Here is a 13294-nt window from a genome sequence, read left to right as displayed (position 1 = left end):
CCAGATTAATGCCCCACCGCCACGCTCGCCGACAGGCCCGCTACCAGCTCAATCCCCTGCGGCAGTGTGTCGATATGAATGCGCACCGGCACGCGCTGCGCCAGCCGCACCCAGTTGAAGGTAGGCTCGACGTCGGGCAGCCCCAGCCCGCCCGTCTCATCGTTGCTGTCCCCGATCCCGTGACCGATGCTCTCCACGTGCCCGGTAATCACCGGCCCGAAGCCCATCAGCGCGACCCGCGCGCGATCCCCAACGCGAATATGGCGCAGCTTGGTCTCCTCAAAGTACCCCACCACCCAGAAGCTGTGGGCATCAACGATGGCGACCTTTGTCTCCCCCGCCGTCGCATAGTCTCCGGGGCGAAGCCGCAGATGCGTGACGTACCCCGAGACCGGCGAGCGAACGGTGGCGTGCGCCAGATTAAGCTCGGCCAGCGCCAGCGCGGCCAGTGCACCGTGATAATTGGCCGCCGCGACGTTCGCCGCGCTGCCGGTTTGCTGCAGATCTTCGCTGGAGATGGCGTTTTTAATCAGCGTGCGTCGCCGGGCCGCATCCTGGCGCATCAGCATCTCATGGCGTTTTGACTCCACGTCAGCCTGCGCGCTGGCCACCGCCAGCTTGAGCCAGCGCGGATCGATGGCGTAGAGCACATCGCCCCGGTTCACCCACTGGTTGTCCCGCACGGCCACGCTGATGACCGGCCCGGAGACATCCGGCGCAATCTGCACCACGTCCGCCCGCACGCGGCCGTCGCGGGTCCAGGGCGTTTGGGCATAGTGTTTCCACATCATAAAGGCCAGTAGCGTGGCAGCTGCGGCCGCGCTTAACGTCAACGCATAGCGAGCCAGTAAAGAGAGCAGTGATTTCATGACAATAACCCCAACGCGGTCAGGCCCTGCATCAGCAGGAAAAAGGTGACAATCCAGGTGGAAACGTCCAGCAGCGGGCGATACGGCAAGCGCCGGTAAACCCTGCTGAGAGAGAAAAGCGCCACGAGGCCCAGCGTGCAGACCAGCGCCGCGAGGGCGACCGTCAGCAGTCCGGGGATAAATACCCCCCCAATATTGAAATCATTCACCACGTTCTGGCACCTCTAATGCACAGTGCAGATCCACCAGCCTGCCGACAAACTCGCGCGCGCGTTCATCTGCCGCAGGCAGGTGGCACTCAATAATGTCGGCGATGCGTTCGCGTAAGCGACTGCGGTCTGCGGTATTGATCTGATGAAAAAGCCCGTCCATTTCGCCGCCAGGCGGTATATCACCGCGGCGTAAATGCATCACCGAAAGCCCCAGACGCAGCGCGTGCAGCAGCCGATCGAGCGCCAGCTCTGGCGCATGTTCACTGCGCTGCAGGCGCGGCAGCAACAGGGCGGTGCGGTCCATCATCAGGTTGATCCAGTGCGTTTCATCAACCCGCAGCGTGCCCTTCACGCTGCGGCGAATGTCGCGCTGGCACAGGCTCAGCAGACGCGCGATGGCGGCATCCGCCTGCACGGTTTGCAGCAGGCTCATAGTGACGACGGCAAAACCGGTCGCGGCAAAGAGCGCAATGGCGGTGTTGGCGGCTACAGCGAAGTCTCCGCTGTAGCGCGCGCCCAGCTCGCACAGAATGGGCAGCGTCAGTGTGATCCCCATCGCCATAAACGTGGTGGGCGGGCGGGCCTGAAGCGACCCGGCCAGCAGATACGCCGGGGCAAGCACCGCCACCAGCACCGGGAAATCGCTCACCAGCGGCAGCAGCGCAAAGCTGTAGAACAGGCTAATCACCACGCCCCAGAACGAGCCAATGATGTACTTCACGATGTGCGGCGCCGGGGTGTCGAAGCTGCCAAACAGCGTGCAGCAGACGCCGAGTATCGACACCGCCGTTCCGCCGTCCGGCCATGCTGAGAAGATCCAGACCAGGCAGCCGCTCAGGATAATGGCGAAAGCCCCCAGCGCCGTGCGGGCTGCGGTAAGGGGGTCGCGGTGGAAAACGTAGCCTTTTGCCGCGCGAGTTGGTACCTCCCCGAAGGCCGGTTTCGCGTGGCGAATGGCCTCGGAAAGGCGCACGCACTGCTGCAGAAGAGCGATGACCTCCGAGAGGTAGCGGATAAAACTGACCCGCAGCGCGTCTTCAAACGTCTGCGCCTGCGCGGCATACCGCTCGATGAGAAGCACACAGCGGAGCCGCAGCGCCTCTGCCGTGCTGCTGGCACCAGCGCCTTCAGCGGCAAGCCAGGCCTGAACGTCCTCCAGCAATACCTGCACCTCGGCGGGCAGGGTTCCGATCGCCGGCAGGCGGTCGTGTAATTCACAGTTGACGATAACCAGCCGCGCCAGCCGATCGTGAATCGCTTTTCTGGCCTGCCGCACCGGGGCTGAGAGGGCAAAATCGTACGGAATATGGTGGCTGATGCCCTGCAGGAACTGCAGCGCCAGGGCCAGATGCAGCGGGCCGGAAGCCGCGTCGGGTTTGCCCGCTAAGGTATCCGCCACCCGACCGCGCGCGGCCTGTAACGTCTGGGATAGCTTAGCGTTGAACTGACCCGATACCCGCGCGGGCAGCACGTAGCGGTGAATCAGCGCCGCGCAGAAAATCCCAATCGCGATCTCCTGCACGCGAACAATGGCGACGTTGAAGATGCCGCCGGGATCGGACACCGCCGGAAAGCCAATCAGGCTCGCGGTGTAGCCCGCCAGCACGAAGGCGTACGCCCGGGGCGTGCGTTCCAGCAGAGAGAGCCACAGGCAGAACGCGATCCAGCCCGTGAGTACAACGCTGCACAGGATCGGCGTATTGGCTAAGGTGGGCACAATCAGAACGGTCGCGCAGGCCCCGACAACCGTACCGGCCAGCCGGTAGAGGCTTCTGCTGAGCGATGCCCCCACCGACGTCTGCGACACGATGTAAACCGTAATAATCGCCCATGAGGGACGCTCGAGGCCGATAGACAGGGCGAGGTAATACGCGAGCATCGCCGCGGCAAAACTCTTTGCGGCGTAGATCAGCGCCCCCGCGTCGTTTCGCAGCGCGGGATGAGAGAAAATGTTTTTCATGCCGGGATTATTACCGGCTTGCAGACCCGCTTAAATACTCTATTCTGTCAAAAAATACCTAAAAGTTGCCAGAATCGTGAAGCCTCAACTCGCTCATACGCTGTACGACCCTGACTCTAGCGCCTCCCCTGCCGTGGCGCGTCATCTGGACTTCGTGGATTACGCTGCAGAAGTGCCGGTACACACCCACCGCAAGGGGCAGCTGATTATTGCTCGCTACGGCGCGGTCAGCTGTTATGCGGAGAATGACATCTGGATCGTGCCGCCGGACTGCGCCGTCTGGATCCCGGGCGGGATCCCGCACAGCGCGAAAGCGACATGGAACGCGCACCTGAACTATCTGTTTATTGAGCCCGGCGCGGCGGCGCTGCCGGAGAAGTGTTGCACGCTGGCAATCTCGCCGTTGATTAAGGAATTAGTGGATCGTCTTACGCACGAGGACGTTAATTATCCGCCCGATGGCCATGTCGCCAGGCTGACCCGGGTGACGCTGGACGAGCTCGCCAGCATGCCGCAGCAGAAGCTGAGCCTGCCGGTCTCATCCGACCCGAAAATTCGCGCCATGGCCGACGCGCTGGTCAGCCGCCCGGAGGACAGAAGCACCCTGAAGGAGTGGGCGAAACGGCTGGCCCTCAGCGAACGCTCGTTTGCCCGCCTGATGCAGCGCGAGACCGGGCTGAGCTTCGGGCGATGGCGTCAGCAGCTGCATTTGATTATTGCCCTGCGGGAGCTGGCAAGCGGCGTGCCCGTCCAGAACGTGGCGACAACGCTCGGGTACGAATCCGTGAATGCGTTTATCACCATGTTCAGAAAAGCGATGGGCAGCACGCCCGCGCATTACTTTGCCGAACGGAAAAACAGCGGCCGTTAGCCCGGCCCTTCGCTCCCCGCCGCCAGCAGCGGTACCACCACGTCGCTGATGGGTACCGCAATGCCGTGTTTGCGGCCGTAGCGCTGGATCACGCCGTTGCGGATATCCCACTCCATCGGGCGATCGGCCTGACGGTCGGCAAGGATCGATGTGCCCAGGTCCTCAGGCGCGCGCTGGAAGTTCGCCAGAATCTCCTGAGCCACAGCATCGTCCAGCTTCGCCCCTTCGGCGCGGGCGACGGCAAGCCCCTCGCGCAGATAGGCCAGCGCAAGCTCGCTGATATCCTCGCGCCTGAACATCCCTGCGCGGCGGTTGGCCAGCACCATCAGCCCGGCCACCGCGTTTTGCAGCAGCTTGCGCCAGGCGACACTCGTGAAGTCTGCCGAGAGCTCAACCGCGCAGCGCGTATCGCGAAGCGCCTCCACTACCCGCTGCGCCTGCGGCACGTCCGGCAGCGTCAGGCGCGGTTTGGCGCGCAGCCACACGGAGGCATCCGGCTCGCGCTGCGCCGGGAACCAGACCACCGACGGCAGCACCGTCGCGCCGTTGACCCACGGCTCCAGCTGGGCTTTCTGCTCCACGCCGTTTTGCAGGGCGCAGACCACCGTGTTTTCATCGCACAGCGCGCGCAGCCACCCGGCACTGTCGGCATTTTGCGTCGTTTTTACCGCCACAAATACCAGATCGACAGGGCGCGTGATGACGGACGGATCGGTTAATACCGGACCCGGCACCACCGTTTCCCCCTCGTCGTCGCGCAAACGCAGTTCAGGATGCGCGGTGCGTCCGCACAGCAGCGGCGTGCGGCCCGCGTCGTGCAGCACCGCGGCAATGGTGGTACCAATTGCGCCAGGCCCAATCAGCGCAATCACTGGATTGTCAGACATGGTTAACTCCCCTTTTCGCTAAGCCTGCTAACAGTTATACCACCCTGTAAAGTGAGCGCCACGTCGTTGTCTATACTCAACACACAACAGACAACGGAGTGCGCCATGCCTTTATCTGATTTCAAATCCTCTGAACCTTTTACCCTCGGTATCGAGCTTGAGCTGCAGGTGGTTAACCCGCCGGGGTACGATCTCAGCCAGGACTCCTCCGCGCTTATCGCCGCCGTCAAAGACGACATCAAAGGCGGCGAGGTCAAACACGACATCACCGAAAGCATGCTCGAAATCGCCACCGGCGTGTGCCAGAACATCGACCAGGCGGCCGCGCAGTTCTCGGTGATGCAGCAGAGCATCCTGCGCGCGGCGGCGGAGCAGCATATCCAGATCTGCGGCGGCGGGACGCACCCGTTCCAGAAGTGGCAGCGTCAGGAGGTGTGCGACGACGAGCGCTATAACGTCACACTGGAGCGCTTTGGCTACCTGATTTTGCAGGCAACGGTGTTCGGCCAACACGTGCACGTCGGCTGTCGGACCGGGGATGACGCCATCTACCTGCTGCACGGCCTGTCGCGCTTTGTCCCGCACTTTATCGCCCTGGCGGCGGCCTCGCCGTACATGCAGGGCACGGACACGAAGTTCTCCTCGTCGCGGCTTAACATTTTTTCAGGGTTCCCGGATAACGGCCAGATGCCGTGGGTCAACAGCTGGCAGGAGTTCGAGGGGCTGTTCCGCCGCCTGAGTTCGACCAGCATGATCGACAGCATTAAAGATCTGCACTGGGACATCCGCCCCAGCCCGCACTTCGGTACCGTGGAGGTGCGGGTGATGGATACGCCGCTGACGCTCGGCCACGCGATTAACATCGCCGGACTGATTCAGGCGACATCCCACTGGCTGCTGACCGCGCGGCCGTATAAGCATCAGGAGAAGGATTTTCTGCTGTATCGCTTTAACCGTTTTCAGGCCTGTCGTTACGGGCTGGAGGGGATCCTGACGGACGTGCATACCGGCGAGCACAAGACCGTGGCGGAGGATATCGCCTGGCTGCTTGAGCAGGTCGCGCCGTCGGCCGAAAAGCTCGGCGCGACGAGCGCAATTAATGAAATTACCCTGCTGTTAAAGCAGGGCAAGAGCGAGGCGCAGCGCATGCGGGAGTTTATCGCCGACGGCGGCTCGCTTATTTCTCTGGTTCAGAAACACTGCGAGCTGTGGGCGACGAGTCCGTAAGGCCGTGGCCCCACTCGCGCAGGCGCTGGAACAGCACGAACAGCGCCGGGATAAAAAGGATCCCTACCACGGTCGCCACCAGCATGCCGCTGAACACCGTGGTGCCGATGATGCGGCGGCTCTGGGCTCCCGCCCCGGTCGCCAGCATCATCGGCAATACGCCGATAATGAACGACACGGCGGTCATCATCACCGCGCGGAAGCGGCGCGAGGCCCCTTCACGCGCGGCATCGACAATCGCCATCCCGTCCATGCGCCGCGCGCGGGCAAACTCCACGATCAGGATCGCGTTCTTGGCGGCAAGGGCTATCAATAGCACCAGACCTATCTGCACGTACACGTCGTTGGCGTATCCCGCCAACCACAGCCAGACCAGCGCCCCGCCGATGGCGAACAGCACCGAGAGCATCACGCTCGCCGGGAGCGTCCAGCTCTCGTACTGGGCGACGAGGAACAGCCACGCCATGACCACCGCCGCCAGCACGATCCACATCGCCTGGTTGCCGGTCTGCTGCTCCTGATACGACATGCCGCTCCAGGCATAGTCGTACCCGGCTGGCAGGTTTTCCGCCAGAATCTCGCCCATCGCAGCCATCGCGGTGCTGCTGCTCACCCCTTCCGCCGCGGAGCCGCTCACCGACACCGACGGAAACTGGTTGTACTGCTGCAGGAACGGCGCGCCGACGGTCGGCGTAATGGTGACCAGGTTGCTCAGGCGCACCCGCTCACCGCTGTTGCTGCGCACGAACAGTTCGCTAATCTGCCCGGCGCGCTCGCGCCACTGCATCTCGTTCTGCATGACGACGTGGTAAACGCGGTTATTCACGCTGAAATCCCCGGCGCGCGTGCCGCCAAAGGCCGTTTGCAGGCTGCTGAAGATGCGAGACACCGGCACGTCAAGACGGGCAGCCCGCTCGCGGTCAACGGTCAGCGTCAGCTGCGGCACGTTGCTGCTCCAGGTGGTGAACACGCGGTTCAGCTGCGGGTGCTGGTTGGCTTTCGCCAGCACCTCACGCGTCACGCGCTCCAGCTCCGCCGGACTCTGCCCCGCCTGCGCCTGAATGCGCAGGTCGAAGCCGGAGGCGTTACCCAGCCCCGGCAGCGTCGGGGGCGCGAAGGTCATAATGGTCGCTTCCGGCAGGGCCAGCAGCTGGCGCTGCAGGGTGCCCATCACCTCATCCAGCGGCGGCCGCTCGCTCCAGTCTTTGAGCATGATGGAGATAAACCCGCCGTTGGAGGCGCTGGTGCCGTTGAGAATGTTAAACCCGGAGACCTGAATCACGTCCTCCACCGCCGGGTTTTTGGCGATTAATTCGCGCGCCGTGGCCATCACCGCCTCGGTGCGCTCCAGCGAGGCCGCTTCCGGCAGCTGGACGCTGGCGAAGAAGTAGCCCTGATCCTCCTGCGGCAGGAAGCCTTTAGGCATCGACATAAAGCTGAACGCCACCACGGCCGCCGCGCCTGCGGTGGCCAGCAGCGCCAGCCACGGACGAAGGTTTAAAACGTTCACGATGCGGTTGTAGAAACCGCGCGTGGCGTCCAGCCCGCGGTTAAAGGCGCGATAGAGTGCCGCAGGTTTCTTCGGGCGCGGACGCAGCAGCATCGCGCACAGCGCAGGCGTCAGGGTCAGTGCCACCAGGCTTGAAAGCGTCACGGCGGTGGAGAGCGTCACCGCGAACTGGCGATAAAGCTCGCCGACAATCCCCGGCAGCAGCGCCACCGGCACAAACACCGCCAGCAGCACCAGCGTCGTGGCAATCACTGGCCCGGCGATCTGGCGCAGCGCCAGCGCGGTCGCCGCCGTGCGGCTCTGCCCTTCCGCCATCAGCGTTTCCACGCTCTCCACCACCACGATGGCGTCATCCACCACCATGGTCAGCGCCAGAATAATGGCGAACAGGCTGAGGGTATTGGCGGAGTAGCCGAGCGTGTAGAGCACCGCAAAGGTGCCCACCAGCGACACCGGAATGGCAAGCGCGACAATCAGCGTCGCGCGCCAGCTTTGCAGGAACAGGGAAACGACCACCACAACCGCCAGCATGGTCAGCGCCAGGGAGACGCCAATCTCTTTAATGGTGGCGGCAACAAAGGAGGTGGTGTCGAATTTCACCTCATAGACCAGGTCGTCCGGGAAGCGCGTCGAAAGGCGTTCCAGCTCCGCGCGTACCGCGTCGGCCACGCGCAGGGCGTTGGCGGATGGGGTCGGATAGATGCCGAGGTAGGCGGAGTCGTGCCCGTTGAGCTGCGCGCCGGAGCTGTAGCTGCGCGAGCCGAGCTCGATGGTGGCGACGTCCTTCAGGCGCACCAGTTGGCCCATCTCCCCGGCGCGAATAATGATGTTGGCAAAGTCGTCGGCCTGGTTTAAACGTCCCAGCCCGTTGATGGTCAGGGTCTGCTGCTGGCCGTTAAACACCGGCGGCGTGCCGACCTGGCCTGCCGCACCCTGCACGTTTTGCTCGCGCAGCGCCTGCGCCACGTCGTCGGTGGTCACGTTCAGAGCGTTCATGCGGTCCGGACGCAGCCAGATGCGCATGCTGTAGTCGCGCGCGCCAAACATCTGCACCTGCCCGACGCCCGGCAGGCGAGACAGCGCCTCGCGCACCTGGGTGCTGGCGTAGTTGCTGACAAACAGCGGCGTGTGGGTGTTATTCGGTGAGTAAAGACTTACCCCCATCATCAGGTTGGTGGCGCGCTTGCGCACCTGCACGCCGTTTTGCTGCGCCTCGGTCGGCAGCTGCGCCACGGCCTGCGCCACGCGGTTCTGCACGTCGATGGCGGCAAGGTCCGGGTCGGAGCCCGCCGCAAAGGTAATGTTCAGGCTGTAGGTGCCTTCGTCCGAACTGGTGGACTCCATGTAGAGCATGTGGTCCACGCCGTTTAGCTGGGTCTCCAGTGGCGTGGCGATAGCCTCCGCCACGTCGGCCGAGCTGGCACCCGGCCATGAGGCTGACACATTCACGACCGGCGGCGTGATCTGCGGGTACTGCTCTACCGGAATAATCCTCAGCGCGATGGCTCCGAGCAGGGTGATGACCAGCGCAATCACCATCGCAAAGCGCGGGCGTTTGATGAAAAACGTCAGCATGATGGCTCCTTAATTCAGTATCTGGACGGTAGCGCCGTGCTGCACGCGCTGCGCGCCGTCAGTGATTGCTCGCTCACCGGGCTTCACGCCGGAGGTAACCTGGAACTGCTGGCCAATCTGTCCGGCGACCTTCAGCGAGCGCATTTCGGCTTTGCCGTCGGCGTTAACCACCCAGGCAAAGAACCCGTCGCCGTTCTGCTGTACCGCGGCGGCGGGCAGGGTCAGAACCGGCTGCTCGCTTGCCGGGCGCAGGGTCACGTTCACGTTGCCGCCGGGCAGGAGCTGATGGCGCGGGTTGGCAAACTCGGCACGTAGCATCACGCTGGCGGTGCGCGGGTCGATTCGGTTATCCACGGACGTCAGTTCACCGGGGATACGCTGACCGTTGCTGTCGATTAACGCCTGCCAGGCCTGCTTCATGGCGCTGATATCCGCATGCTGTCCGGCTTTGGTGGCAAACGCCCCCTCTTCCAGCGCAAAGGCGATGCGGATGGGATCGAGCTGCACGACCTCCACCAGCACGCCGCTGGCAGGGTTGACCAGGCTGCCGACGTGGAACTGGCTGTGCCCCACGCGTCCGTCAATCGGCGAGGCGATGCGGGTGTAGCTCAGGGTGACGCTGCGGGTGTCGAGACGGGCTTTCGCCTGCTCCAGCGCGGCGCTGGCGACGTCCCGCTGCATGCGGGCATTATCCACGTCGTGACGGCTGATGGCGTTGCTGCTGCCCAGGCTTTCAAAGCGGGAAAGCTGCTGCTGCGCCTGACGCAGCGTGGCTTCGGCGCTTCTCACCTCGGCCTGCGCCAGGCGCAGGGCGGCGCGCGGCTCGGCGTCGTCCAGCTCGAACAGCATGTCGCCCTTTTTCACGTACTGCCCGTCGCGGAAGTGGATTTTGGTAATCACGCCTTCCGTGCGGGCGCGCAGCTCAACGGTGTGGATAGCTTCGATTCGGCCCGGGATCTGACGCTCGGCGGCGTGGGCGGTCTGCTCCACGGCGGCGACGCGAACGGGAATGGCGGCAGCGAATGCGGGTTGCAGGGTGCAGGCGAGGAGCGCGAACAGGAGTGGGAGTTTCATGGGAGTACCTCGGCGTTGTTTTCCCTCACCCCGGCCCTCTCCCACAGGGAGAGGGAGGTCAGAGTTCCCTCTCCCTGTGGGAGAGGGTTAGGGTGAGGGCAAAAAGTTATGCAGCCTTACGGAACCTGCGGGTCAGTCGCTTCTCGATTTCGACGACGAAGAACATCACGCCCGCCACCGCCAGAGTCACGAACCAGTAGCGCAGAGGCAGCGCTTCAGTGCCGAACAGCATCTGCATAAACGGCAGGTAGATAATCGCCGCCTGGAGCAGGAACAGCACGCCCGTCACCAGCCAGATACCTTTGTTTGCCAGCAGGCCGCGGTTCAGGGAGAACCCTTCGGTGTTGCGGCAGTTAATCATGTACACCCACTGGGCGCAGACCAGCATCTGCAGCAGCACGGTGCGGATGAACTCCGCGCTGTGGCCGCGCGGGGCCAGCCAGGCTTCCAGCGCAAAGGCGGCGATGGCAATCATGGTGCCGACGAAGGCCACGCGCCAGACGGCGTAGGCGTCCATCACGTGCTGCCCGGTCTGACGCGGCGGACGGCGCATGATGTTGCGCTCGGCGGCTTCAAAGGCCAGGCCGAAGGAGAGCGTGGCGGAGGTCGCCATGTTCATCCACAAAATCAGTACCGGCGTCAGCGGAATGATATTCCCCGCCAGCAGCGCAATCACAATCAGCAGCCCCTGCGCGAGGTTGGTCGGCATGATAAAGAGGATAGTCTTCTTCAGGTTGTCATAAACGCGACGCCCCTCTTTCACCGCGCTGGCGATGGTCGCGAAGTTATCGTCCGTCAGGACCATGTCCGCCGCCTCTTTGGTCACTTCCGTGCCTTTGATGCCCATCGCGATGCCCACGTCAGCCTGACGCAGCGCCGGGGCATCGTTCACGCCGTCACCGGTCATGCCGACGATCTCACCTTTATCCTGCAGCGCTTTCACCAGGCGCAGCTTATGCTCCGGGCTGGTGCGGGCGAAGATGTCATACTTCACCGCCGCATCCGCCAGCTCGGTGTCGTCCATTTTCTCCAGCTGGTAGCCGGTCACCGCCTGCTCGCTGTTGGTGATCCCCAGCATCTGGCCGATGCTCATCGCCGTCTGCGGGTGATCCCCGGTGATCATCTTCACGCGGATCCCCGCCTGCTGGCAGGCGTTAATCGCAGCAATCGCTTCCGGACGCGGCGGATCCATCATCCCGGCGATGCCGAGGAAGATCAGACCGTGGCTCAGGTCGTCGTGCGTCAACTCCTGCTCGCCGTTCGCTGGCTTAAACGCCGCGGCAACCATCCGCAGCCCCTGACGCGCATAGCGCTCCATTTCGGTTTCCCAGTACGCGCGGTTGAAGGCTTCCGCACCGTTACGGGTCTGCTGCTCGGCGCACAGGGCGAAAATCACGTCCGGCGCACCGGTGATCAGGATCTGCTCCTCACCGCCAATCTGGTAGTGGGTGCTCATGTACTTGTACTGCGAGTCGAACGGGATCTTGTTAACCAGCGTGGTCATAACCGGCTCAAGGCTGGCCTTCGCTGCCAGCACCTTCAGCGCGCCCTCGGTCGGCCCACCGGTAATGCCCCACAGGCCGCGCTCGTCCTGAATCATCTGGCTGTCGTTACACAGGTCGATGGTGCGCAGGTACTGCTCCAGCACGGTGCCCGGCTGGATGTGGACCGGCTCGTCGCTGCCTTCCAGGTAAATGTTGCCCACCGGCTCGTAGCTGTTGCCGTCCACGCGGTAGCAGGCGTCGGCGGTGATGATGGCTTTGACCGTCATTTCGTTCATGGTCAGGGTGCCGGTTTTATCCGAGCAAACCACGGTCATCGCGCCCAGGGTTTCGACCGTCGGCAGCTTGCGGATAATCGCACGCTTGCGCGCCATCGCCTGCACGCCCAGCGAGAGGATGATGGAGATAATCGCTGGCAGACCTTCCGGCACGGAGGCCACCGCCAGGCTAATCAGGGAGAGCAGCAGCTCGCCCATCGGGATCTCACGGAACACCAGGCTGAAGACAAACAGCGCCGCCATCATCGCCAGGATAATGGCGAAGATCGCTTTACCCAGCTTGTCCATCTGCACCAGCAGCGGCGTGCGGTGTTTTTCAATGCCCGCCATCATCTGGTTGATGTGGCCGAGTTCGGTATCCTTGCCGGTCGCGGTGACCAGGCCGACGCCGCCGCCCGCGCTTACGGTCGTCCCGGAGAAGACCATATTGGTGCGGTCGCCCAGCGGCAGTTCGCCGCTCAGCGGATTCGTGTGCTTATCCACCACGGTGGATTCACCGGTCAGAATCGCCTCTTCCACGCGTAAATTATGCGCTTCGATTAAACGCATATCAGCCGGAATACGATCCCCCGCGCGTAATACAATAATATCGCCCGGAACTATTTCAGTTGTGGGTATCGTTTCGTGGCTGTCGTTACGAATAACGCGCGCCTCGCTGGAGAGCATATTGCGAATACTCTTCAGGGATTTTTCCGCGTTGCTTTCCTGAATATGGCCAATTAAGGCATTGATTACCGCGACGCCCAGAATAACCAGCGTATCAACCCAGTGGCCCATAACTGCCGTTAATACGGCGGCGGCCAGCAGGACATAAATCAGCACATCATTAAAATGGGCCAAAAAACGCAGCCAGGCGGGTTTACCTTTTTTCTCCGGCAGCGCGTTCGGACCTGATTTTTGCAGACGCGCCTGCGCCTCTGCACGATCCAGACCGCTGGCCTGACTCTGCAGGTGCGCAAGCACCTGCTCTGCGGTCTGCTGGTATGCCAGCCCGCCGGAAGGCGGCATGTTTGGGGATAATTTTTTTTCGGTCATCGTATTTTTCCTTCAATATCCGGTGAACAGAAGCCTGAATTCCTTTCTGGCTTAAATAAATTCATTTTTAAGTCTTGCGGGTAAAATTGATCTACCGCAATATAATGACTTCTCGGTTATTCAAAACTGATTAAAACTATTTCGATGACCTGATTTTTACAAAATATTTCTAAACCAACACTAAACGAGGGGGAACCATGTTTGGTATTTATCGCGGACGACGCCTGGCGTTATACATTGTCGCAGCCATTGTTATTGCCACGTTAATTGGTTATAGCACCTATACATTTGTAA

Annotated in this window: 9 protein-coding genes; 2 read left to right on the top strand and 7 right to left on the bottom strand. The window is 62.5% G+C overall.

The window, feature by feature from the left end; genetic code table 11:
- Nucleotides 1–5: 5 nt before the first annotated feature.
- Genes ACOQH0_RS05905 through ACOQH0_RS05895 form a run of 3 tightly spaced genes read right to left on the bottom strand, consistent with a single transcriptional unit; the run spans nucleotide 6 to nucleotide 3041 of the window.
- A complete protein-coding gene (locus tag ACOQH0_RS05905) occupies nucleotides 6–869 on the bottom strand; it encodes an efflux RND transporter periplasmic adaptor subunit (protein WP_421511755.1) in 864 nt (287 codons plus the stop codon).
- Entirely contained in the window at nucleotides 866–1081 is a 216-nt protein-coding gene (locus ACOQH0_RS05900) for a DUF1656 domain-containing protein (protein WP_134348530.1), read from the bottom strand. Before ACOQH0_RS05900 ends, ACOQH0_RS05905 begins: the two co-directional genes overlap by 4 nt.
- Nucleotides 1071–3041, bottom strand: a complete 1971-nt coding sequence (locus ACOQH0_RS05895) for an FUSC family protein (RefSeq protein ID WP_421511754.1) — start codon at nucleotides 3039–3041, stop codon at nucleotides 1071–1073. The genes ACOQH0_RS05900 and ACOQH0_RS05895 overlap by 11 nt, the downstream gene beginning before the upstream one ends.
- Nucleotides 3042–3117: 76 nt before the next feature.
- Here ACOQH0_RS05895 and ACOQH0_RS05890 point away from each other — a divergent pair, with 76 nt between their 5' ends.
- On the top strand, nucleotides 3118–3912 hold the full coding sequence (locus ACOQH0_RS05890) for an AraC family transcriptional regulator (protein WP_421511753.1): 795 nt from the start codon (nucleotides 3118–3120) through the stop codon (nucleotides 3910–3912).
- Here the strand turns inward: ACOQH0_RS05890 and ACOQH0_RS05885 are convergent.
- Nucleotides 3909–4799, bottom strand: coding sequence for an oxidoreductase (locus ACOQH0_RS05885; RefSeq protein WP_421511752.1), 891 nt, complete (start codon nucleotides 4797–4799; stop codon nucleotides 3909–3911). The two genes, ACOQH0_RS05890 and ACOQH0_RS05885, sit on opposite strands and share 4 nt — an antisense overlap.
- A gap of 105 nt (nucleotides 4800–4904) precedes the next feature.
- Between ACOQH0_RS05885 and ACOQH0_RS05880 the strand changes: the two genes are divergently transcribed.
- Entirely contained in the window at nucleotides 4905–6026 is a 1122-nt protein-coding gene (locus ACOQH0_RS05880; protein WP_421511751.1) for a YbdK family carboxylate-amine ligase, read from the top strand.
- Here ACOQH0_RS05880 and ACOQH0_RS05875 read toward each other — a convergent pair.
- From ACOQH0_RS05875 to ACOQH0_RS05865, 3 genes are all read right to left on the bottom strand, one after another.
- Nucleotides 5977–9111, bottom strand: coding sequence for an efflux RND transporter permease subunit (locus tag ACOQH0_RS05875; RefSeq protein WP_421511750.1), 3135 nt, complete (start codon nucleotides 9109–9111; stop codon nucleotides 5977–5979). The genes ACOQH0_RS05880 and ACOQH0_RS05875 overlap by 50 nt on opposite strands.
- Before the next feature lie 9 nt (nucleotides 9112–9120).
- Nucleotides 9121–10185 (bottom strand): efflux RND transporter periplasmic adaptor subunit, encoded by a 1065-nt coding sequence (locus ACOQH0_RS05870; RefSeq protein ID WP_421511749.1) that lies wholly within the window; start codon nucleotides 10183–10185, stop codon nucleotides 9121–9123.
- 106 nt (nucleotides 10186–10291) lie between these two features.
- A complete protein-coding gene (locus ACOQH0_RS05865; protein WP_421511748.1) occupies nucleotides 10292–13000 on the bottom strand; it encodes a cation-transporting P-type ATPase in 2709 nt (902 codons plus the stop codon).
- Between the last annotated feature and the right edge of the window lie 294 nt (nucleotides 13001–13294).

The organism is Enterobacter sp. JS8-1, assembly GCF_049187015.1.
Classification (GTDB): Bacteria; Pseudomonadota; Gammaproteobacteria; order Enterobacterales; family Enterobacteriaceae; genus Enterobacter; species Enterobacter mori.
This window is presented reverse-complemented; position numbering and strand designations above follow the sequence as displayed.